This window comes from Methylosinus sp. PW1 (genome assembly GCF_000745215.1).
Lineage (GTDB): Bacteria > Pseudomonadota > Alphaproteobacteria > Rhizobiales > Beijerinckiaceae > Methylosinus.
In genome coordinates, this window is record NZ_JQNK01000008.1 from 580,828 (window position 1) to 601,794 (window position 20,967).

The window sequence follows — 20,967 nt, forward strand, 5'->3', positions numbered from 1 at the left end:
GCGCTCTCAGCGCCCACTCTCTGAAATGTCGCTTTTGACGAAATGGCTCTGTGCGAGCTGGACGACAACGCCGGCGCCGACGGCGAGGACTGCTCCGTAAATTTCTTCCGGCGAGCCGGAGAGCAGCGTTGCGCCGACCACGACGCAAAACAGGACATAGCCCGGGTTGCGAATGATAGCGCTGAGGGTACGTCCGAGTTTTCGATATGGGGGCGCATCATCGATTATCGAAGCTGCCGTTCCGACGTTCTCCGCGCCGCGTGCGGTTTCGATGCGCGTCGCTATGATCTCCACGAGCCGCGCCGTGTCTATGCCGAGGGGCATAGCGGGCAGGAAAATTTCTTGCGGCAGTCGGCGATCACATCGGGCGATCCAGTTCCAGAAACCGTTGCGCAGAAAGCGTCGCGTCGCGACAGGCGTCAGTCGCAGCGTCCACCATTCGCGTCCGCCATGCTTCGTCCGGGAGATCGATTCGAAGTCCCGCCAGGGCAGGAGCTCGTCGGATACGGAGGGATAGACCAAGCCCTTCGCATCGATGATGAGGGCGGGAGATCGGTCGAGCAGCTTTCCGAACGCCGAGAGCGTCACCCCGCCGCAAAATAGCGCGCCGATCGCCGCCAGCGTCATGACGACGAGACCGAATCGTCCCGAGAACAGCACGGAGACGCTGGCGATGGTCAATCCGGCGGCGAGCAGAGCGCGGCCCCAAAGGTCGCCGCCGCGCAAATATCGCGCTTCGATCCTGCAATGATTTGGCGTCTGACCCATCGCCGCCTCCGGGACTTGCAATGGAGGCAGACTACAACGATCGCTGCTTTCCGGGAACGGAAATCGGTCGCCCCGCGCTCCCTCAGCTCGCCCCTTCGAACTGCGCCAGCAGCGCGTCGCGCGCCTCGGCGATGCGGCGGTAGTCCTCCGCGCTGCCGCCGGCGTCGGGATGGGCGGTCTTGGCAAGGCGGCGGAAGGCGGATTTGATCTCGGCCGGCTCCAGCGCGCCTTCCAGAGGCAATTCCAGCGTCTCGCGATGCTCCTGATTGTCGTCCTCGTCGAAATTGAACATCTTCTGGAAGGCGGCGCGCTGCTTGCGGCCCTCTAAGCGCAGCTCGACCTGATCTTCCTTCCAGCGTTGGAGCGACATCACGAAGCAGGCGCCGAAAGCGATGCGGCCCTGCGTCTCCAATTCGTCCAGGCTGAACGGACCCACCACATCATAGGGCGATGCGAGACAGGCCATGCGGACGCCGTCGACGATCTCCACGCGGCCGATCGTGACCTTGTCGGATACGCCGAGCGAGCCGTTCCAGACGACCCAGTCCAATTGATCCGCCATTCGGTCCACTCTCGTGCCGTCGGGCGCCCCGTCGCTTTTGTGCGAAAGGGGCCGCCGTATTCGTACAATCTCAGGTTACATGCAGTTTCGAAGCCAATATCGCGCTGCAGCACGGTTTTGACGCGCCGTCCCCAGCCAAACGCCCGATTGGCGCTTGGCAAGCGGTAATTTCAAATTATTCTAAACAAGGGCGTTCCGACTGGCCGTCGGGACAGCGGGCGTCCCCATGAGAGTACATCCAAGGAGCTTTAGTCATGGCTACGCTCAAGGGCACCAAGACCGAACAGAATCTGAAGGATGCGTTTGCCGGCGAGTCTCAGGCGAACCGCCGCTATCTCTATTTCGCTCAAAAGGCCGATATCGAGGGCCATAATGACGTCGCGACCGTGTTTCGCTCCACCGCCGAGGGCGAGACGGGCCATGCCCATGGCCATCTCGAATTTCTCGAGGTGGTGGGCGACCCCGCGACCGGCCTGCCGATCGGCAAGACCGAGGACAATCTGAAGGCCGCCGTCGCCGGCGAGACGCATGAATATACGGATATGTATCCGGGCTTCGCGCGCTCGGCCCGCGAGGAAGGCTTCGAGGAGATCGCCGATTGGTTCGAGACGCTGGCCAAGGCCGAGCGCTCGCACGCCGGCCGCTTCCAGAAGGCGCTCGACGAGCTGAAGTAAGCGGGCATCGCGAGACGCCGGCCGTCATGGCCGGGCCTGTCCCGGCCATCCACGCCGAGGAGCCGAGAAAACCAAAAGAGAGCGCCCGCCATCGATTTCATCCCCCGGCGGGCGCGCTCCCCGAGGCTTCGGCCTCACGCCAAACCACTGAGACGCTTCAACGTCTTGGCGTGGATGGCCGGGACAAGCCCGGCCATGACGTCGCGTGGGCGAGGAGAATGTGGGTAATCAATAGCTGTGCGCGGGGAGAGGGAGTGATGCGCCCGGAACCTACGAGCACATCGGAATAATTCGACCAGGGCATGGAAGCGATGAGAGAAGGCGGGCTCGAGGCGCCCTTCCGGCGTCCATTGGATTGGGAAAATCCAGATTTCTACGACGAGGCGAAGCTCGACGCCGAAATGCGCCGCGTGCTGGATATTTGTCACGGCTGCCGGCGCTGCTTCAATCTCTGCGATTCCTTTCCGCGCCTGTTCGATCTCGTCGACGAGTCGGCGAAAGGCGAAGTCGAGACCGTCGCCAGCGTGGATTTCAAAAAGGTCGTGGACGCCTGCACGCTCTGCGACATGTGCTTTCTGACCAAATGCCCCTATGTGCCGCCGCATGAGTTCGATCTCGATTTTCCGCATCTGATGCTGCGCTATCGCGCCGTCGAGGCGAAGAAGACGGGCGTCGGTTTCGCGGATCGCCAGCTCGCCGAGACCGACCGCAATGGCGCATTGGCGACGAAGATCGCGCCGCTCGCCAATTGGGCGACGGATCGCGCGCATACGGCGGCGCGCAATGCGCTGGAGAAAGTCGCCGGTCTGCATCACGAAGCCTTGCTGCCGAAATATTCGAAGAAGACGCTGGCCGCGCTCGCGAAGGAGCTGCCCGTCGAGGTGAATAGAGAGGCGCCGGGTTTTGGCCGCAAGGCGGTGATCTACGCCACCTGTTTCGGCGAATATAATGATCCCGGCGTCGGACTCGCGGCGCGCGCGGTGCTCGCCAAAAATGGCGTCGAGACGGAGATTCTGCACCCGCATTGCTGCGGCATGCCATTGCTCGAGCAGGGGCTCATCGGCGAGGTCGCGGCCTCGGCGAAGCAAGTGGCGGCCGCTTTCGAGCCATGGATCGACAAGGGCTATGACATTATCGCGCTGGTTCCCTCCTGCGCGCTGATGCTGAAATTCGAATGGCCGCTGATCGTCACCGATAATCCAAAAGTGAAGCGCCTCGCCGCCTCCACCTTTGATCTCAGCGAATATATCGTCGGCATCTCGCGCAAGGAGGGGCTGGCGGAAGGGCTGTCGCCGATCGAAGGCGGCGTCGCTTTCCATGTCTCCTGCCATTCGCGCGCGCAGAATATCGGGCGGAAGGGCGCCGAGCTCTTGAGTCTCATCCCGCAGGCGGATGTCGCCGTCATCGAGCGCTGCTCGGGCCATGGCGGCGCCTGGGGCTATAAGACGGCGAATTTCGAGACGGCGCTGAAGGTCGGCAAGCCGGTGGCGCGGCAGGCGCAATCTTCTGGCAAAGCCTATATCGTCTCCGAATGTCCGCTCTCCGGTCCGCATATCGCGCAGGGAATGGAGCGGCTGGACGCGGAGGCGAAAAAGCCCGAGCTTCTCGCCCATCCGATCGAGCTGATCGCGCGGGCCTATGGGGTGAAGTGAGGCCCCCTCCCTCACCCTCCCCCGCTGGCGCGGGAGAGGGAAGCGGCTGGCGTCTCGCGAAGCTTCGATGAAGGGCCGAATCTGCTCCCTCTCCCGCGAAGCGGGGGAGGGCCGGGGAGGGGGCTCGCGCAGCTTGAAGAATTGGAGCGATCAATGGCGCAAAAGCACCACATCACCGTCGCCGATCTTCTTCCGCCGGACGAATACGCCAAGGTGCGCGTCGAGAGCCGTCGCCGCATCGCCGCGCGCAAGCGCGATCGCCGCGTCGAGGTCGGGCCTTTCGTGACCTTTTATTTCGAGGATTTCGAGACGATCTGGCTGCAGATCCAGGAGATGATCCACATAGAGAAGGGGACGCTCGAGCAGGCGCCGAGCGAGATCGCCGCCTATGAGCCGCTGATCCCCAAGGGCCGCGAGTTGGTCGCCACTTTCATGATCGAGATCGACGATCCGCTGCGCCGCAAGCGCGTGTTGGACACGCTGGGCGCGATAGAGGAGACCGCCTTCATCGAATTGGGCGGCGAGCGCATCGCCGGCGTCGCCGAGGCGGACCAAGACCGCACCAGGGAGGACGGCAAGGCCTCCGCCGTGCAATTCGTGCATTTTCCCTTCACCGACGCCCAGGTCGCAGCTTTTCGCGAGCCGGGAGCGCGCGCGCTGATCGGCTTCACGCATCAGAATTACGGGCATATCGCGGTGATGCCGGAGGCGGTGCGGGCGGAGCTGGCGGGGGATTTTGCGTGATCTGCTCTCGCGTGAGGGGGACTGCGGCGGTCGCGCGACATTGACTTCGATCCGAGACCGGGGAAGCGCCCAATCCTATCGACAAACCGCGCAAATCCCGAGGTCTGGCGCGCGGCTCGATGCTCGGGCGGATGAGGCGGCGGCCGCACCTCGTTCGAGAGTCTCGCGGACGCATTTTCTACCGAAGCGGTTTATGCATCCGCATTGAAGATGCGTTTCTCAGAAGGAGCCGCGCAATGAGCTATGTCGATGGTTACGTGATTCCCGTGCCCGCGGAAAATAAGGACGTCTACAAGAAGATGGCCCTGCGCGCCTGGCCGGTCTTCAAAGAGTTCGGGGCCATGCATCTCGTCGAATGTTGGGGTGACGACATCCATGACGGCAAGCTCACCGACTTCAAGCGCGCCGTTGCGGCGCAATCCGGCGAGCAGGTGGTTTTCTCTTGGGTCGTCTGGCCGTCGAAGGACGTTCGCGACGCCGCCCACAAGAAAATATTTGAGGATCCGCGCATGAAATCGCTCGGCGACATGCCATTCGACGGCAAGCGCATGATCATCGGCGGCTTCGACATTCTGGTTGAGGAGAGCGCAGGCTAACGCCGGCCGGCCGCGCGCGCGACCTTCGGGCGCTCGACGCATTGGCCACTGTGGCCGGCGTCTTTGCCGGATCGCTGCGGTGGCGGCGCCTCCTCGTCGGCGCGGTCGGCGCCTTGCGACGCAGGCTCGGCGGAGCGGCGTGGGCGCGGGTCGATCGGCTCTCGGGCGTCGTCCGCGCCGGCATCGGCGTCGATGTCGCAGCTTCGGCTGAGCCGGGCCGGCGCGTCAGGCGACTCTGGCCTTATTCGGCGAATGCCCTTAAAGGGCGTGGCGAGCTTCCACCGTTCAGCGAGCCTGAAACTTGACCAACCCTTCCGCCGACCCCGTCTCGCGGCGGCGCACCTTCGCCATCATCTCCCACCCGGACGCGGGCAAGACCACGCTGACCGAGAAGCTTCTGCTGTTCGGCGGCGCGATTCAGCTCGCCGGCGCGGTGAAGGCCAAGCGCAACGCCCAGCAGACGCGCTCCGATTGGATGAGCATAGAACGCGAGCGCGGCATTTCCGTCGTCACCTCGGTGATGACCTTCGAATATGGCGATTGCGTCTTCAACCTGCTCGACACGCCGGGCCATGAGGACTTTTCGGAAGACACCTATCGCACGCTCTCCGCCGTGGACGCGGCGGTGATGGTGATCGACGCCGCCAAGGGCATAGAAGCGCGCACGCGAAAGCTCTTCGAAGTGTGCCGGCTGCGCGACATTCCAATCGTCACCTTCATCAACAAGCTCGATCGCGAGGGGCGCGATCCCTTCTCGCTGCTCGACGAGATCGAGAAGACGCTGGCGCTCGACACCGCGCCCGTCACCTGGCCGATCGGCTCCGGCCGCAGCTTCGCCGGCACCTACTGCTTCGCGACGAAATCCGTGCGCAAGATCGACGCCGACACCGAGCCGATGACCGTCTCCGGCCTCGACGATCCGGCGCTGCTCGCGCTGCTGCCGGCGCATGAGGCGGACGCTTGGCTGGAAGAGGCGATGCTCGCCGAGGAAGGCTGCAAGAAGTTCGAGCTCGCGGCGTTTCGCCAGGGGCATTTGACGCCGGTTTTCTTCGGCAGCGCTCTGCGCAATTTCGGCGTGCGCGATCTCATCGACGCAATGGCCGAATATGCGCCCTCGCCGCGCGGGCAGGACGCCGACAAGCGCCATGTCGAGGCCAAGGAGCCGAAGATGGCCGGCTTCGTGTTCAAGATTCAGGCGAATATGGACCCGAACCATCGCGACCGCATCGCCTTCATGCGCGTCTGCTCGGGCAAGCTCTCGCGCGGCATGAAGGCGAAGATCGTGCGCACGGGCAAGACCATCTCGCTCAATGCGCCGCAATTCTTCTTCGCGCGCGACCGCTCCATCGCCGATGAAGCCTATGCGGGCGATGTGGTGGGCATTCCCAATCACGGCATTTTGCGCATCGGCGACACGCTCACCGAGGGCGAGGAGATTTCCTTCCGCGGCGTGCCGAGCTTCGCGCCGGAAATTCTGCGCCGCATCGTCATCTCCGACGCGATGAAGGCCAAGAAGCTGCGCGAGGCGCTGCGCCAGCTCGCCGAGGAGGGCGTGGTGCAGCTGTTTCTGCCCAATGACGGCTCCGGCGCGCTGGTCGGCGTCGTCGGCGCGCTGCAGCTCGATGTGCTGGCGACGCGGCTCGAGGCCGAATATGGGCTGGAGACGAAATACGAGACCTCGCGCTTCGGCATATGCCGCTGGATAACCTCGCAGGACCCGATCGCGCTGAAGAGCTTCGTCGACTCGCACGGCTCCTCCATGGCGGAGGACATAGACGGCGCGCCCGTGTTCATGTCGTCTAGCGAGTTCCAGCTGCGCTATGACGCGGAGCGGCATCCGGCGATCGTGTTCTCGGATGTGAAGGATTATCAGAAGGGCGGGGCGGGGAAGGGGTGAGCGCTCCCTGTCGCCTGCGGCGCGATCGTGTTACAATTTTCGCGAGGAGAGCGCGGATGGCGAATGTCGAAAAGCGGAGCTTCAGCCTGCCGACCGAGAATTTGGCCTTTATCGAGGCGAAGGTCTCCGCCGGAGACTATGCTTCGGAGAGCGACGTGATCCGCGCGGCGCTTTCCGCCTTGCAGGAGCGGGACGCCGCCGTCGAGCGATGGCTACGGGAAGACGTTGCGCCCGTTTATGACTCCATGCGCGCCGAGCCGGACCGCGCCGTCTCTATCGACTCGGTATTCGACGAGGTGAGGGCGCGTCATGCGCTTCGATCGAAGGATCGCGGTTGAGACGGCGAGCGATCGTTTTCTCGCCAGAAGCGCGCGACGACATTCTGCAGATTTACGATTGGATAGTGACTCCATGCGCGCCGAGCCGGACCGCGCCGTCTCTATCGACTCGGTATTCGACGAGGTGAGGGCGCGTCATGCGCTTCGATCGAAGGATCGCGGTTGAGACGGCGAGCGATCGTTTTCTCGCCAGAAGCGCGCGACGACATTCTGCAGATTTACGATTGGATAGAAGAAAGGGCCGGCTCGGACGTCGCGCTCGCCTATATCGGCCGGCTCGAAACCTATTGCCGGGGTTTCGATATGGCGTCCGAAAGAGGGCGTCGCAGAGATGATCTGCGGCCTGGACTTCGTGCGGTCGGTTTCGAGCGGCGCGTGACGATCGCCTTTTTCGTCGAGGAAGAGCGCGTCACTATCCTCCGCCTGTTCTACGGCGGTAAGGACTGGGAGGTCGCTCTGGCCTGACGATCCTCGCCACGGCCAAGCGAGACAATCCGTTCACCTTCGCCTATGCTGCCCGATCGCAAGAGCAGGAGCACCGACCCATGTCCGAGGCGTCGTCCGGCCTCAATCTCGATCCGATCGGCGAGGATTTCATCCTGAGCCGGAAAGGCGACGATGGCGTGACGGCCAAAATCGTCCTCACCGCCGCCGATATTCTCGACTTGACCCGCTCCGCCCTGGCGCTGCGCGAGAAAGACCTTGCCGAGCGGCAGCCGGCCAGCGGCGAGGTCGAGGCCGTGCTGGCGACGCCGGTCGAGTCGATCGCGGTGCATCGGGAGATGCTCGGCGACAATCTGCTGCTCACCCTCGTCTCACCGGACGGCAATCGGCTCGCCTTCGCGCTTCCCTCGGCGGTCGCGGGCGATCTCGTGGAGCGGCTGGTGGGCGTTCTGGAGACGCGAGGGGCCGCGCCGGCCCGGCAGTGAGCCTTTCGCCCTCAGGGCGAGACGCGATATTCCTCGGTGAGATCGCCGCGGATCAGCGTGACGATCTTCTCCGTTCCCGAGCGGAGCCAGCGCGCGTGGCAGATTTTCGGCCCGCACAGAACCTCGGGGAAGCGATAGAGCGGCTTGCCGGAGGGGAGCTTGAGGCCGAAGCCGGCGTCCGGCCTCCAGCCCTGCGCAGCGAGCTGGTCGCGAAACTCCCGATAGATCGGCAATTGCGAGAAATCGGCGTCCTGCGCGACCGCCGCTCCCGACAGGAAAACGAAGAGCGAGCCGGCGCAGGCGAGCGTCGCGCGCCGACCGGAGCTGGAGGAATTCATCTTGACGAGCCCCCTCTGCGGCGCGGGCGAACGGGCCGGCGCCGCAGGCTTCATCGCATGATCGCGCGGCTCTGAAAAGTTCGACGCGACTTTCGTGACTAAAGATGAAAACGGCCCCGCTCGCGCGGGGCCGTTTCTCGTCGGTCGCGTCGCTCAGCGCTCGGCGGCTTCCAGCGCCCGCGCGAGGCTATGGACCTCCTCGTCGCGCGAGCCGAGCGGGGCGAGATGGTGGCGCTCCTCGATCAGCTTCAGGATCGAGGTCGTGTCGTAATTTGCATGATCCACCCCGGAGCGATCGAAGCGCTTGGAGATCAGCAGCGCCGGAATGCGCGTGCCGGGACCCCAGCGATCATGTGCGCCGCCGCCGATCTGATGGCCGTGGCCGTGATGATGCTGCTCTCCTTCCGCCACCTGCTCGGTCTGATAGGGCGGCGGCGGCACATGGTCCCAAGAGCCGCCGAATTCGTCATAGGTGACGATGATCAGCGTCTCGCGCCCATCCGGGCCGTTGATAATGGAGTCGATCAGATCGACGAGATGCGAGCTGCCGTCCGACTCGCTGGCGTAGCCGGGATGCTCGTTCTCCGCGCCGATCGGCTTCACGAAGCTGACGGGCTTGAGCCGGCCGGTCTTGGCGAGCTGGACGAACTCCGCCTCGTCGCGCAGATGATCGCGGCGCGCCGCCGCGCCCGGCGCATAGGCCTTGAAATAGTTGAACGGCTGATGGTGGAACTGGAACAGCTTGTCCGGGCAATTCGGAAAGACCGCCGTCGCCAGCGCGTTCGGATCGGCGCAGCTCGTCCCGGCGCCATTGGTCCAGCCCGGCGCGCCGATGTCGCCATTGGCGTTGGACCAACCGCCCGAATACCAGGCCCAGTCGATCCCATGCGCGGAGAGACGATCGCCGATCGTCGGATTTTCCAGCGGCGGCAGGCGCTTCGCATCCGCGGTTCCGGGCGCGTAGGGCTGATAATAAGGCTGGATCGTATTGATCGCGAAATCGCCACAGGCGACATTCGCAGGCGTCGCCGGACGTCCCGAGGGCGGATTGCAGGAGGCGGTCAGCGGCGCATCCTTGGCGGAAGAGCCGAGCAGATTCGTATAGAGCGCGGTGCTCGCCGCCATGCCATTGGCGTCGACCACGGAATGGAGGTCGTTCCCGCTCGCGTCATTGAGCGCATTGGCGAAGACCGGCGTCGCCGCGGCGATCAGCCATTGGTGATTGAGGAAGGAGCCGCCGAAGGCCGATTGGAAGAAATGATCGGCGATGACGTAATGCGGCGCGCCATGCTTGTGGAGCGCGGCATAGATCGGCAGCTTGGTGGTGTCGTAATAGCCCATGGAGAGGCCGGCGGCGTCGCTGCCCGTCACATAACGATTCTGCTTGCCGCCATTGATCTGGAACTGCTCGCTGTAATAGCGATGCACGAGATCGCGCGTGCAGCCGCCGGTGAGGGCGCCGGCCGCATTCTTCAGCACGCCATTCGCGGCGGAGACGCCGGGCGCCGGACAGGTCTTGTCGGTCGCGGCGATATAATCGTCGATCTCGAAGGGCTTGTTCTGAAAGGCGCTCCCGAAGGAGGTCGCGCCGGTCGCATCCGTGCAGCTCGTCGCCAGCGGCGACGGCGAGGCGAGATTCACATCGTTTTGCAGCAGGCAGGAATAGGCGGTGGTCCCGTCGGCGCGGACCTGCTCGGTGTGCGCGGCGTCGGCGAAGTGCAGTCCCTGCACCGGCTCTCCATTCACAGCGCCCCACAGGCCGAACAGATTGTCGAAGCTGTGGTTTTCCTGGTAGATGACGACGATATGTTTGAATTCATGCAGAGATTCTGAGCTGGCGGGAGTCGCGGACGCCGCGCAGGCGAGGGCCGCGAGGCCGCCGATCGAGTTTTTCAGGAACATTTTGCAGCCCCCTAATTTGGCGGGGCGGACGCTAGCGAGGCGACATATCGGGTCGATGACGGTCGCGGAGACGCTTCGATCGCCTGCGATGCGCCGGAAACGGGAGCGAATTGGCCGGCGCCGCGACAAACTCCGTCCCCGCGTCGGTTGCGCCTCTTTTCGTCCCTGCGAGAGCGTGATAAGCGAACCCTCACACCGATGCGCGAGCGCGCATTCTGCGGCCGGATTTCGATCGGCCGAGAGAATCTTGCGCTGAAAACGGGAGCTCGAGGCCGTTTCGGGATCGCCGTTTCCGGCGTCCCCGAGCGAAACCTCGCTTCCCGCGAACGGCTCCGCCCGAAGGCGCGGGCGAGCCGGGAGCCGCCGTCACTTGCCGCGCCTTGTCTCGATAGAGGATGCTAAATGAGCCAATCCGCTTTCTTCACTGCCTCGCTCGCCGATTCGGACCCTGATCTCGCCAAGGCCATCGGCCTCGAGCTCGGCCGTCAGCGCGACGAGATCGAGCTCATCGCCTCCGAGAACATCGTGTCCAAGGCGGTTCTGGAAGCGCAGGGCTCCGTCCTCACCAACAAATATGCCGAAGGCTATCCTGGCAAGCGCTATTACGGCGGCTGCCAGTTCGTCGATATCGCCGAGAATCTGGCGATCGAGCGCGCCAAGCAGCTGTTCGGGGCCGGCTTCGCCAATGTGCAGCCCAATTCCGGCAGCCAGGCCAATCAGTCGGTCTTCCTCGCCCTCGCTCAGCCGGGCGACACGTTTCTCGGCCTCGATCTCGCCGCGGGCGGCCATCTGACGCATGGCTCGCCGGTCAATCTCTCCGGCAAATGGTTCAAGCCGATCCCCTATACGGTGCGCAAGGACGATCAGCGCATCGACATCGATCAAGTGGCGGCGCTCGCGGCCGAGCACAAGCCGAAGATCATCATCGCCGGCGGCTCGGGCTATTCGCGCATCTGGGATTTCGAGGCCTTCCGCAAGATCGCGGACAGCGTCGGGGCCTATTTCATGGTCGATATGGCGCATTTCGCCGGCCTCGTGGCCGCGGGCCTGCATCCCTCGCCCTTCCCGCATGCGCATGTGGTCACCAGCACCACGCACAAGACGCTGCGTGGCCCGCGCGGCGGCCTCGTGCTGACCAATGACGAGGAGATCGCCAAGAAGATCAATTCGGCGATCTTCCCCGGCCTGCAGGGCGGCCCGCTGATGCATGTCATCGCCGGCAAGGCCGCGGCCTTCGGCGAGGCGCTGAAGCCGCAGTTCAAGGCCTATCAGCAGCAGGTGAAGGACAACGCCCAGACGCTGGCGCAGACGCTGGTCGACGCGGGTCTTGCGATCGTCTCCGGCGGCACCGACAACCATCTGATGCTCGTCGACCTGCGTCCGAAGAAGCTGACCGGCAAGGCGGCGGAAGCGGCGCTCGGCCGCGCCCACATCACCTGCAACAAGAACGGCATTCCCTTCGATCCGGAGAAGCCCTTCGTCACCTCCGGCATTCGTCTCGGCTCGCCGGCCGCCACCTCGCGCGGCTTCGGCACGGCGGAGTTCAAGACGGTCGGCGGCTATATCGTCGAGGTGCTGGACGGTCTCGCCGCCAAGGGCGAGGCGGACAACGCTGCGACCGAAGCCGCGGTGAAGGAGAAAGTCCACGCGCTGACGGCGAAGTTCCCGATCTATTGATCGGGGCTTTCCGCTGGGCGCCGCCGTCCCTTCGCCCCGCTCGCGGGGAGAAGGCTAGGATGAGGGGCCGGGGGCTTTTCCCGCTGTGGCTCACGCCCCGAGCCCCTCACCCTGACCCTCTCCCCACAGGCGGGGAGAGGGAAGAGCGTCCCTCGCGGCAGCATCGGCGGTAAGGTGAGTCCATGCGCTGTCCCTATTGCGGCTCGCCCGACACGCAGGTGAAAGACTCCCGGCCGGCCGAGGATTCCTCCTCGATCCGGCGTCGGCGCGTCTGTCCCGGCTGCGGCGGCCGTTTCACGACTTTCGAGCGCGTGCAGCTGCGCGAGCTGATCGTGGTCAAGAAATCGGGCCGCCGCGTGCCTTTCGATCGCGACAAGCTGATGCGCTCGCTGGAAATCGCGCTGCGCAAGCGGCCCATCGACCCCGAGCGCGTCGAGCGCATGGTCAATGGCGTCGTGCGCCAGCTCGAGAGCTCCGGCGACACGGAGATCGAGAGCACGCAGATCGGCGAATTGGTGATCCAGGGCCTCAAAACGCTCGATGACGTAGCCTATGTGCGTTTCGCCTCCGTCTATCGCGATTTTCGCGAGATCGGCGATTTCCATGCGCTGATCGACGAATTGTCGCATAGCGAGGGCGAGCAGCGCGCGGATACGGTGGTGGACCCCGAAACCGCGCCGGGCGGGAGATGACCGCGACGAAGCCGCAATCCGAGTCTCAGACCATCATAGACGACGCCTTCATGGCGGCGGCGCTGGCGCTCGGCCGGCGCAATCTCGGCCGCACCGGGCCTAATCCCGCCGTCGGCGCGATCATCGTCAAGGACGGCGTCGTCATCGCCCGCGGCTATACGGCGCTGGGCGGCCGCCCGCACGCCGAGACGGTCGCCGTGGCCGCCGCCGGCGAGGCGGCGCGGGGCGCGACGCTCTACGCCACTCTGGAGCCATGCTCCCATCACGGCGCGACGCCGCCCTGCGTGGACACGATCATCGCCGCTGGAATCGCCCGCGTCGTCTCCGCGCTCGAGGACCCGGACGATCGCGTCGCCGGCCGCGGCCACGCCCGGCTGCGCGAGGCCGGCGTGGAAGTGACGACCGGCGTGCGCGCCGGGCAGGCCCGCGCCGATCATCTCGGCCATATATTGCGGGTGACGCAGAGCCGGCCCATGGTCACTCTCAAGCTCGCCCAGACGGCGGATGGCTACGCCGCCGGGGCCGAGCACGACCCGCGTCTCTTCATCACCGGCGCGCTCGCCGATAGCGTCACCCATATCGAGCGCGCGCTGCACAGCGCGATCATGGTCGGCCATGGCACCGCCTCGGTCGATGATCCGCTGCTCACTGTGCGCCTTCCCGGCCTCGAGGCTTTCAAGCCGCTGCGTGTGGTGCTGGACGCCCGGCTGCGCCTGTCGCGCAACTCCCGCCTCGCCGCCACAGCGCGCGAGACGCCGACCCTGGTCATCGTCGGGGAGGGCGTCGCCGAAGCCGAGGCGCAGGATTTCGCCGCCGCCACAGGAATCGAGGTCGCGCGCGCCAGCGTGGACGACGCCGGCCGCCTCGCTCTGGGGGAAGCGCTCGGCCTGCTGGCGCAACGCGGCATCACCCGCGTCTTCAGCGAGGGCGGCCCGCGCGTCGCCGAGAGCCTGCTCGCCGCCTCGCTCGCCGATGATGTCGTTCTCCATACCGGGCTGAAGCCGCTCGGCCGTCAGGGCCGGCTCGCGCTCACTCCGACCGCGCGAGCCATTCTCGAGGATGAGAGCCGCTATCGCCTCGCCGAAACGGCCATGCTCGGCGTCGATCGCATGACCCGCTACGAGAGGATCGGCTGAAATGTTCACGGGCCTCGTCACCGACGTCGGCGAAATCCTCGCGGTCGAGCCGCGCGGCGAATTGCGCCGCCTGGCCATCGCCTGCGCCTATCCGCTGGAGAGCATCGCCCTCGGAGCCTCCATCGCCTGCTCCGGCCCTTGCCTGACGGCGATCGGGCTGCGCCGCGAGGGCGCCCGGACTGTCTTCGAGGTGGACGCCGCCGCCGAGACATTGGCGCGCACCACGGCCAGCGAATGGGCCGTCGGCCGCCGCATAAATCTGGAGCGCTCGCTGAAGATCGGCGACGAATTGGGCGGCCATATCGTCACCGGCCATGTCGATGGCGTCGCGACGATTGTCTCGCGCGATGATTTCGACGGCATGTCGCGCTTTTGGATCGAGGCGCCGCACCAATATGCGCGCTTCATCGCCGAGAAGGGCTCGGTGGCGCTGGACGGAACCTCGCTCACCGTGAATGCGGTGGAGGGCGACCGATTCTCCGTTCTCATCATCCCGCACACGCTCGCGGTGACGACCTGGGGCGGCTACAGGACAGGGGACCGCCTCAACCTGGAGGTCGATCTGATGGCGAGATACGCCGCCCGGCTGGCGGAAGCGAAGTAGGGCCGAAGCTATCCATCGCTGAGCCGATGCGTACGAGCGGTAGGCTTTCCCCGAAAAAATGTGTATCCATCGCCGCTTCGTTTCATAGAGCGTCGCGCGCCCCCTCCCCAACCCTCCCCCGCTTCGCGGGAGAGGGAGCAGGTTGCGCGCTTCATAGAGAGGTCGCGGGACGCTCGCCGCATCCCTCTCCCGCAAAGCGGAGGAGGGTGAGGGAGGGGGCAGCCCCTCCGCCCATGGAGTCTTGAATGGCAGGGTCCTACCGCGCCGATGACGATGATCTCGCGCCTGTCGAAGGCGCGCGCATTCTCGTCGTCGAATCGCATTTCAACGAAGATATCGTCGAGCTTCTGCACGAGGGCGCCGTCCATGCGCTGGAGGAGCTCGGCTGCGACGTCACCACCATCACCGTCCCCGGCGCGCTCGAGCTGGCGGCGGGCGCGGCCATAGCGCTCGACGCGGCGGAGGCCGCCGGCGCGCCCTATGAGGGCGTGGTGGCGCTCGGCTGCGTCATTCGCGGCGACACCTATCATTTCGAGATCGTCGCCAATGAGAGCGCTCGCGCGCTCACCGATCTCTCGGTCTCGCGGCGCCTGCCGCTCGGCAATGGCGTCCTGACCGTTGACAATGAGGAGCAGGCGACCGTGCGCGCCGATCCCAAGCAGGGCGGGGCCGACAAGGGCGGCGACGCCGCGCTGGCGGCGCTGGCGCTGGTGCGCCTGAAGCGCAAGCTCGGGGGCCGCTCGTGAGCGTCGAGGAGAGATCGGCGGCGCGGCTCGCCATCGTGCAGGCGCTCTATCAGATGGAGGTCGCCGGCAAAGGGCTCAACGAGATCTACGCCGAATTCGAGGTGCATTGGATCGGCCGCGAGATCGAGGGCGTGCAATATAAGCCGGCCGAGCTGCAGTTCTTCCGCGATATCGTGAAAGGCGTGCTCGACAATCAGGCGACCATCGATCGCGCGCTCGATTCTGCGCTGCAGGGCGGCTGGCCGCTGCAGCGCATAGAGTCGGTGATGCGCGCCATATTGCGCGCCGGCGGCTTCGAGTTGGGGTTTCGGCGCGACATACCTGTCAAAGTGGTCATCAAGGAATATGTGGACGTCGCCGGCGCCTTCTTCGGCGCGACGGAATCCGGCATGATCAACGCCGTGCTGGATCGCCTGGCGCGACAGGCGCGGCCGGAGCATTTTTCCGAGAAGTGAGGCGCGTGATGCGAGCCTGAAGGCTCGCGGTCCAGGGAGCGAGCCGGACTGCGAGCCTTCAGGCTCGCTCTACCGAGGGAGAAGCGATGGCGGAGCGCCGCTTCAACGAGGACGAGCTGATCGCCGAAATCTTCGCGCCGCTCGCCGCGGAGAGCGCCTTCGGCCTGCGCGACGACGCGGCTCTGCTGCCGCTGGGCGGGGCGCGGGAGATCGTCGTCACCACCGATGCGCTGGTTTCCGGCGTGCATTTCTTCGCCGACGATCCGCCCGGTCTCGTCGCCGAGAAGGCGCTGCGCGTCAGTCTCTCCGATCTCGCGGCCAAGGCGGCGGAACCTCTGGGCTTTCTGCTCACTCTGGCGCTGCCGCCCGATTGGACCAATGATTGGGCGCGCAGCTTCGCCGCCGGCCTCGCCGAGGATGCGCGCGAATTCGCCTGTCCGCTGCTCGGCGGCGACACAACGGCGACGCCCGGTCCTCTGACCATCTCCATTGCCGCCTTCGGCCGCGCGACGCGCTTCGTCTCGCGTTCGGGCGCGCGGCCGGGGGATCGCATTTTCGTCTCCGGGACGATAGGCGACGCCGCGCTCGGCCTCGGCGTTGCGCACGGCGAGGCTTTTGCCGTGCAGCTGGGCGAGGGGGCGAGGGCGGCTTTGCTCGAGCGATACCGCCTGCCACAGCCGCGCCTGTCCTTGATCGCGGCGCTGCGCGACCACGCGAGCGCCGCGATGGACGTTTCTGATGGGCTCGCCGGCGATCTCGCCAAGCTGCTTCGTGCGAGCGGGGCGAGCGCACGGGTGGAGCTCGAGAAGGTTCCGCTCTCGGCGGCGGCGCGGGAGGCGATCGCGCGCGAGCCGGAGCTGCTCGCCCGCGCAGTCACGGGCGGGGATGATTACGAAATCCTCTGCTGCGCTCCCGCCGAGGCCGCCCCCGCGCTGGCGCTGGCGGCAGGGGAGGCGAGGATCGCCCTCGCCGAGATCGGCGTCGTCACAGCCGGCGCCGAGCCGCCACAATTCTTAAATTCTTCTGGAACGATTATAAAATTCAACCATCTATCCTTCAGCCACTTCTAAGGGCGCGGCGGCGCGCGACCTTGGCCGCCATTGCCGAAAACCGGTGTTTCTGGCATGACTGACGCGCTTTTCCCCCGGCGCCGCAGCCGTACGATTCGACTGCGGTCGGACTATCGTTGTCGCGGGGACGAAATTGCCGCAAGCGCGGGCCACGAGAACAAATCAGCGCGCGCGGCCGAGGAACGGAGAGGGCGCAATCGTCATGGTATTGTTTCTCAGCATCGTCTTCGGACTATTGTCTGTCGCCTATGGCGTCAAGACTTGGCAAGAACTCGAGAAGGCGGACGCCGGCTCTGCGCGCATGCAGGAAATATCCGGCGCCGTCGCGGAGGGCGCGCAGGCCTATCTGAAACGCCAATATACGACGATCGCCTATGTCGGCGGCGTCATCTTCGTGCTGCTCGTCATTCTGCTCGGCTGGGCGGTGGCCTTCGGCTTCCTCATCGGCGCGGTGCTCTCCGGCGCGGCCGGCTTCATCGGCATGAATGTCTCCGTGCGCGCCAATGTCCGCACCGCGCAGGCGGCGACGAAATCGCTCGCCGGCGGGCTCGATATCGCCTTCAAGGCGGGCGCGATCACTGGCCTGCTGGTCGCCGGCCTCGCTTTGCTCGGCGTCGCGATCTATTACTTCATCCTCACCGTCTTCGCGGGCTATGCGCCTTCCGATCGCGTCGTGGTCGATGCGCTGGTGGCGCTCGGCTTCGGCGGCTCGCTGATCTCCATCTTCGCGCGCCTCGGCGGCGGCATCTTCACCAAGGGCGCCGATGTCGGCGCCGATCTCGTCGGCAAGGTCGAGGTCGGCATTCCCGAGGACGATCCGCGCAACCCCGCCACCATCGCCGACAATGTCGGCGACAATGTCGGCGATTGCGCCGGCATGGCGGCCGATCTCTTCGAGACCTATGTCGTCACCATTGTCGCGACCATGGTTCTGGCGTCGATCTTCTTCGCCGGACAGACGGGCCTCGCCTCTGCGATCGTCTATCCGCTGGCGATCGGCGGCCTTTCCATCGTTACCTCCATCGCCGGCACCTATTTCGTGAAGCTCGGCGCCGATGATTCCGAGATCGGCAAGATCGCCGGCCCGCTGTTCGACAAGATCGGCGTGCCGGACACGATCATGGGCGCGCTCTACAAGGGCCTCATCGCCGCCGGCGTGCTGTCGATCGGCGGCCTCTTCCTCGCCACCACCTTCACGGTCGGCTGGGGCGAGATCGGCAAGGCCAATGGCGAGGCGATCCACGGCTATGGCCTGTTCTTCGCCGGCCTCATCGGCCTCGCGGTGACGGGCCTCATCGTCTACATCACCGAATATTACACCGGCACGGGCAAGCGCCCGGTGGCGTCGATCGCCCAGGCGTCGGTTACGGGCCATGGCACTAATGTCATCCAGGGCCTCGCCGTCTCGCTCGAGGCCACGGCGGCGCCGGCGATCGTCATCGCGCTCGGCATCATCTTCGCCTATCAGGCGGGCGGGCTCTATGGCGTCGCCATCGCCGTGACGACCATGCTCGGCCTCGCCGGCATCATTGTCGCGCTCGACGCCTTCGGCCCGGTGACCGACAATGCCGGCGGCATCGCCGAAATGGCGGGCCTGCCCAAGGAAGTTCGCCACAATACCGACGCGCTGGACGCTGTCGGCAACACCACCAAGGCCGTCACCAAGGGCTACGCCATCGGCTCGGCCGGACTCGGCGCGCTGGTGCTGTTCGCCGCCTATTCCAATGATCTGCGGCACTTCACCGAGAGCGGCGTTCCCTACTTCAAGGATATCGGCAAGGTCGATTTCGATCTCGCCAATCCTTATGTCGTCGCCGGCCTCATCCTCGGCGGCCTCATTCCCTATCTCTTTGGCGGCATCGCCATGACGGCGGTCGGCCGCGCGGCCGGCTCTGTGGTGGAGGAGGTGCGCCGTCAGTTCAAGGAGAAGCCCGGCATAATGGACGGCACGGAGCGCCCGGATTACGGCCGCGCCGTCGACATGCTGACGCAGGCGGCGATCAAGGAGATGATCATCCCCTCGCTGCTGCCGGTGCTGGCGCCGATCGTCGTCTATTTCGGCGTGACCATCATCTCCGGCTCCAAGGCCAATGGCTTTGCGGCGCTGGGCGCGGCGCTGCTCGGCGTCATCGTCAACGGCCTCTTCGTCGCCGTGTCGATGACCTCCGGCGGCGGCGCCTGGGACAACGCCAAGAAGAGCTTCGAAGACGGCTTCGTCGATAAGGACGGCGTCACCCATTACAAGGGCGGCGACGCGCACAAAGCCTCGGTGACCGGCGACACGGTCGGCGACCCCTATAAGGACACCGCCGGCCCCGCCGTGAATCCGGCGATCAAGATCACCAACATAGTGGCGCTGCTGCTGCTGGCGATTTTGGCGCGGTGAGGCGAGGCGAGGCGAATAGCGAGTAGCGAATAGAGGCGGGGGCGACCCCGCCTTTTTTCGTTTCGGCTTCGGTCTTGATATGTCTTGACGTTTCCTGATACGCGCCGATGTTCATTTCCGAGATTTGAGTGAGACGTCATGACCATCGTCTGCGAGAAATTCGCCATACAAGTGGATCGGGACGTGCTGGCCGCGATCCGAAAGATCGCCAAGCGAGAGGGGCGGCAGCTTCAGTCGATCGTCGAGGACGCTCTCGGCGCCTATGTCGAAAAGCATAACAAGACGCGACGGCGGGCGCATGTCATGTCCGCTTATCAGTCGAGTCTCAAGCGTTATGGACCGCTTTATGCGAAACTCGCCAGATGATTTTCATTCAGGTGATTACGAGTCGCTTGTGTTGTCGTTCGGGATCGCCGGCTCGTCCTGTCGATCAAACTCGAAGCGGCTTTGAGCGTCGCTCGGCGGGAGTGGAAGGTCGGCAATGCCGATGACTTCGAAGCGGCCTCCCGCCATTTTCTTAATATGAGGGTCATCCGAGTAGATGACGGTCGCGCCTTCGACTGCGGCTATCGCAACGATCTGATCGTCGAATTTCGCCTTCGCGCGGGTAGCGCCCTCATTCTTCTGACCCGAGGCGACACGTTGCGCCTGGGTCGCTGCAAACTCAATTGCCGCTCGCTCATCAAATCCTGCAATACGGAAGTGTCGCGATTTGTGGAGAATCGCGAGCCACTCCGGCGCGGCTTCCCGTCCCTTGACGAGGAGCTCGCCGAGAGCGGGCGTCGGGATGACGATCTTGGCTTTGTCTCGCTGTAGTTTCGTGATCAAGAAATCTAAGCGATCCTTGCAGTTGGAGACAGGCGCGCCCGTAGCGGCGTCAATCGGAGCTTTGGCCTGTTCGTCGAAGAAATAGACGAGGATGTTCGTATCGAAGGCGACGATCAATTGGCGTCTCCGTTGCCGTGACGATCCTCGAGAAGCTCGCGAACGGGATCTGGAACCTCACGCCATGTGCTGCCCTTCACCTTGCGCAAACTCGCGACGACCTCCGACAACGGCCTGTCTTCGAGTTCCTCGAAATCATTGATCCTGAAACTTCTCAATTCCCACGTGCCATCGCCGTGACGGAACCATGTACCCTCGCCATGAAAGCGAAGAGTTGCGCCGAACAAATGGTGGCGTAGCCGGAGAGCGATCGACTCGCTAGCCACAAGGTCGGTGAACTCTGTCGCGCCGTCGCGGATGTGGACGTGCTTAGTGTCGTCTTTGCCGCCGATCCGGAAAATTTGTCCATCCAATGTGCAGTCTTGACGAAACGGGCCAAAGACAAGCGGCTCCGAGCGCATACGGCCAGGGAAGGGAATTATGATCGCGCCGTCATCGCCCGCGAGTGCGCCGCTGGCGTTGTCCTTGCGGAGTAATTCATCGAGCGCATCATATGCCTTACGCGCATCTTGCGGGCCGCCACCATCTCGAACCGCGTAAACGCGCTCGCGAACTTTGAGTTGAGCGGGCTCGTCCACCCGGGCCTTCAGCCTGACTGATCCAGGGATGATCGCTTGGAAATGAACGTGCGCACCCTCGCCGAGCAGCCTCGCGAGCGCGGTCATGTATTCCGCAAGCCGCCCCATCGGGAGCGTTGCAGGCGTGAAACTATCCGCGATGCGGAATTGGTATTCGCCGCTCATTTCGTTACGCCTTCTCGCCTCCCGTACTATCATGGAGCGAATTTACAATATGTTTCGTCGCCGCAGTCGAGACTGCGTCAAAGAACGAATATAGAACAGTCTAGCCGTCTCGT

General features: G+C 64.8%; 23 protein-coding genes. 17 read left to right on the top strand and 6 right to left on the bottom strand.

Going from position 1 to position 20,967, the window contains the following annotated elements; translation table 11 throughout:
• Nucleotides 1–6: 6 nt before the first annotated feature.
• Nucleotides 7–768: a hypothetical protein gene (locus K369_RS08405; protein WP_036289833.1), complete on the bottom strand. Its 762-nt coding sequence runs from the start codon at nt 766–768 to the stop codon at nt 7–9.
• Between the two features lie 82 nt (nt 769–850).
• Nucleotides 851–1,330: a molecular chaperone DnaJ gene (locus K369_RS08410; protein ID WP_036289835.1), complete on the bottom strand. Its 480-nt coding sequence runs from the start codon at nt 1,328–1,330 to the stop codon at nt 851–853.
• A 254-nt stretch (nt 1,331–1,584) separates the two neighbouring features.
• On the opposite strand from K369_RS08410, the gene K369_RS08415 reads away from it, so the two are divergent.
• From K369_RS08415 to K369_RS08455, 8 genes are all read left to right on the top strand, one after another.
• A complete protein-coding gene (locus K369_RS08415; RefSeq protein WP_018264950.1) occupies nt 1,585–2,004 on the top strand; it encodes a rubrerythrin family protein in 420 nt (139 codons plus the stop codon).
• A 311-nt stretch (nt 2,005–2,315) separates the two neighbouring features.
• Nucleotides 2,316–3,656 carry a heterodisulfide reductase-related iron-sulfur binding cluster gene (locus tag K369_RS08420; RefSeq protein ID WP_036290419.1) on the top strand — a complete coding sequence of 447 codons (1,341 nt, stop codon included), beginning with the start codon at nt 2,316–2,318 and terminating at the stop codon, nt 3,654–3,656.
• A gap of 153 nt (nt 3,657–3,809) precedes the next feature.
• Nucleotides 3,810–4,400: a DUF3501 family protein gene (locus K369_RS08425; RefSeq protein WP_036289836.1), complete on the top strand. Its 591-nt coding sequence runs from the start codon at nt 3,810–3,812 to the stop codon at nt 4,398–4,400.
• 236 nt (nt 4,401–4,636) lie between these two features.
• Nucleotides 4,637–4,996 carry a DUF1428 domain-containing protein gene (locus K369_RS08430; protein WP_036289837.1) on the top strand — a complete coding sequence of 120 codons (360 nt, stop codon included), beginning with the start codon at nt 4,637–4,639 and terminating at the stop codon, nt 4,994–4,996.
• A gap of 301 nt (nt 4,997–5,297) precedes the next feature.
• Nucleotides 5,298–6,893: a peptide chain release factor 3 gene (locus K369_RS08440; protein WP_036289840.1), complete on the top strand. Its 1,596-nt coding sequence runs from the start codon at nt 5,298–5,300 to the stop codon at nt 6,891–6,893.
• 56 nt (nt 6,894–6,949) lie between these two features.
• A complete protein-coding gene (locus K369_RS08445) occupies nt 6,950–7,231 on the top strand; it encodes a type II toxin-antitoxin system ParD family antitoxin (protein ID WP_036289841.1) in 282 nt (93 codons plus the stop codon).
• 162 nt (nt 7,232–7,393) lie between these two features.
• Nucleotides 7,394–7,696, top strand: a complete 303-nt coding sequence (locus tag K369_RS08450; protein WP_036289842.1) for a type II toxin-antitoxin system RelE/ParE family toxin — start codon at nt 7,394–7,396, stop codon at nt 7,694–7,696.
• Between the two features lie 80 nt (nt 7,697–7,776).
• Entirely contained in the window at nt 7,777–8,160 is a 384-nt protein-coding gene (locus K369_RS08455; RefSeq protein ID WP_036289843.1) for a hypothetical protein, read from the top strand.
• Between the two features lie 11 nt (nt 8,161–8,171).
• Here the strand turns inward: K369_RS08455 and K369_RS08460 are convergent, their stop codons facing one another.
• Together K369_RS08460 and K369_RS08465 are read right to left on the bottom strand one after the other, a co-directional pair.
• A complete protein-coding gene (locus tag K369_RS08460; RefSeq protein ID WP_245278138.1) occupies nt 8,172–8,498 on the bottom strand; it encodes a hypothetical protein in 327 nt (108 codons plus the stop codon).
• Nucleotides 8,499–8,651: 153 nt separating this feature from the next.
• Nucleotides 8,652–10,400, bottom strand: a complete 1,749-nt coding sequence (locus K369_RS08465; protein ID WP_036289847.1) for an alkaline phosphatase family protein — start codon at nt 10,398–10,400, stop codon at nt 8,652–8,654.
• Between the two features lie 402 nt (nt 10,401–10,802).
• Between K369_RS08465 and glyA the strand changes: the two genes are divergently transcribed.
• The 9 genes from glyA (at nt 10,803) to K369_RS08510 (ending at nt 19,532) form a co-directional block, all read left to right on the top strand.
• Nucleotides 10,803–12,077 (top strand): serine hydroxymethyltransferase, encoded by a 1,275-nt coding sequence (gene glyA, locus K369_RS08470; RefSeq protein ID WP_036289849.1) that lies wholly within the window; start codon nt 10,803–10,805, stop codon nt 12,075–12,077.
• A 182-nt stretch (nt 12,078–12,259) separates the two neighbouring features.
• The gene (gene nrdR, locus K369_RS08475) at nt 12,260–12,769 is read left to right on the top strand and encodes a transcriptional regulator NrdR (protein WP_036289851.1); all 510 of its coding nucleotides are present in this window, start codon (nt 12,260–12,262) and stop codon (nt 12,767–12,769) included.
• Complete coding sequence (gene ribD / locus K369_RS08480; protein ID WP_036289853.1) at nt 12,766–13,905, top strand: bifunctional diaminohydroxyphosphoribosylaminopyrimidine deaminase/5-amino-6-(5-phosphoribosylamino)uracil reductase RibD; 1,140 nt, start codon at nt 12,766–12,768, stop codon at nt 13,903–13,905. Before nrdR ends, ribD begins: the two co-directional genes overlap by 4 nt.
• A 1-nt stretch (nt 13,906) precedes the next feature.
• Nucleotides 13,907–14,509 (top strand): riboflavin synthase, encoded by a 603-nt coding sequence (locus K369_RS08485; protein WP_036289855.1) that lies wholly within the window; start codon nt 13,907–13,909, stop codon nt 14,507–14,509.
• Nucleotides 14,510–14,754: 245 nt separating this feature from the next.
• On the top strand, nt 14,755–15,255 hold the full coding sequence (gene ribH / locus K369_RS08490) for a 6,7-dimethyl-8-ribityllumazine synthase (protein WP_026598123.1): 501 nt from the start codon (nt 14,755–14,757) through the stop codon (nt 15,253–15,255).
• Nucleotides 15,252–15,710 carry a transcription antitermination factor NusB gene (nusB, locus tag K369_RS08495; protein WP_036289857.1) on the top strand — a complete coding sequence of 153 codons (459 nt, stop codon included), beginning with the start codon at nt 15,252–15,254 and terminating at the stop codon, nt 15,708–15,710. Before ribH ends, nusB begins: the two co-directional genes overlap by 4 nt.
• Nucleotides 15,711–15,796: 86 nt before the next feature.
• Entirely contained in the window at nt 15,797–16,780 is a 984-nt protein-coding gene (gene thiL / locus K369_RS08500) for a thiamine-phosphate kinase (protein WP_036289859.1), read from the top strand.
• Nucleotides 16,781–16,982: 202 nt separating this feature from the next.
• Nucleotides 16,983–19,166: a sodium-translocating pyrophosphatase gene (locus K369_RS08505; protein ID WP_036290422.1), complete on the top strand. Its 2,184-nt coding sequence runs from the start codon at nt 16,983–16,985 to the stop codon at nt 19,164–19,166.
• 138 nt (nt 19,167–19,304) lie between these two features.
• Complete coding sequence (locus K369_RS08510; RefSeq protein WP_036289861.1) at nt 19,305–19,532, top strand: hypothetical protein; 228 nt, start codon at nt 19,305–19,307, stop codon at nt 19,530–19,532.
• 15 nt (nt 19,533–19,547) lie between these two features.
• Here the strand turns inward: K369_RS08510 and K369_RS08515 are convergent, their stop codons facing one another.
• Entirely contained in the window at nt 19,548–20,111 is a 564-nt protein-coding gene (locus K369_RS08515) for a type II toxin-antitoxin system VapC family toxin (RefSeq protein WP_051949153.1), read from the bottom strand.
• Nucleotides 20,108–20,854: a hypothetical protein gene (locus K369_RS08520; RefSeq protein ID WP_036290429.1), complete on the bottom strand. Its 747-nt coding sequence runs from the start codon at nt 20,852–20,854 to the stop codon at nt 20,108–20,110. Before K369_RS08520 ends, K369_RS08515 begins: the two co-directional genes overlap by 4 nt.
• Between the last annotated feature and the right edge of the window lie 113 nt (nt 20,855–20,967).

Coding starts and splice junctions, on each gene's coding strand:
- K369_RS08405 (WP_036289833.1), bottom strand. CDS start 768: ATGGGTCAGACGCCAAATCATTGCAGGATCGAAGCGCGATATTTGCGC.
- K369_RS08410 (WP_036289835.1), bottom strand. CDS start 1,330: ATGGCGGATCAATTGGACTGGGTCGTCTGGAACGGCTCGCTCGGCGTA.
- K369_RS08415 (WP_018264950.1), top strand. CDS start 1,585: ATGGCTACGCTCAAGGGCACCAAGACCGAACAGAATCTGAAGGATGCG.
- K369_RS08420 (WP_036290419.1), top strand. CDS start 2,316: ATGAGAGAAGGCGGGCTCGAGGCGCCCTTCCGGCGTCCATTGGATTGG.
- K369_RS08425 (WP_036289836.1), top strand. CDS start 3,810: ATGGCGCAAAAGCACCACATCACCGTCGCCGATCTTCTTCCGCCGGAC.
- K369_RS08430 (WP_036289837.1), top strand. CDS start 4,637: ATGAGCTATGTCGATGGTTACGTGATTCCCGTGCCCGCGGAAAATAAG.
- K369_RS08445 (WP_036289841.1), top strand. CDS start 6,950: ATGGCGAATGTCGAAAAGCGGAGCTTCAGCCTGCCGACCGAGAATTTG.
- K369_RS08455 (WP_036289843.1), top strand. CDS start 7,777: ATGTCCGAGGCGTCGTCCGGCCTCAATCTCGATCCGATCGGCGAGGAT.
- K369_RS08460 (WP_245278138.1), bottom strand. CDS start 8,498: ATGAATTCCTCCAGCTCCGGTCGGCGCGCGACGCTCGCCTGCGCCGGC.
- K369_RS08465 (WP_036289847.1), bottom strand. CDS start 10,400: ATGTTCCTGAAAAACTCGATCGGCGGCCTCGCGGCCCTCGCCTGCGCG.
- glyA (WP_036289849.1), top strand. CDS start 10,803: ATGAGCCAATCCGCTTTCTTCACTGCCTCGCTCGCCGATTCGGACCCT.
- nrdR (WP_036289851.1), top strand. CDS start 12,260: ATGCGCTGTCCCTATTGCGGCTCGCCCGACACGCAGGTGAAAGACTCC.
- ribD (WP_036289853.1), top strand. CDS start 12,766: ATGACCGCGACGAAGCCGCAATCCGAGTCTCAGACCATCATAGACGAC.
- K369_RS08485 (WP_036289855.1), top strand. CDS start 13,907: ATGTTCACGGGCCTCGTCACCGACGTCGGCGAAATCCTCGCGGTCGAG.
- ribH (WP_026598123.1), top strand. CDS start 14,755: ATGGCAGGGTCCTACCGCGCCGATGACGATGATCTCGCGCCTGTCGAA.
- thiL (WP_036289859.1), top strand. CDS start 15,797: ATGGCGGAGCGCCGCTTCAACGAGGACGAGCTGATCGCCGAAATCTTC.
- K369_RS08505 (WP_036290422.1), top strand. CDS start 16,983: ATGGTATTGTTTCTCAGCATCGTCTTCGGACTATTGTCTGTCGCCTAT.
- K369_RS08510 (WP_036289861.1), top strand. CDS start 19,305: ATGACCATCGTCTGCGAGAAATTCGCCATACAAGTGGATCGGGACGTG.
- K369_RS08520 (WP_036290429.1), bottom strand. CDS start 20,854: ATGAGCGGCGAATACCAATTCCGCATCGCGGATAGTTTCACGCCTGCA.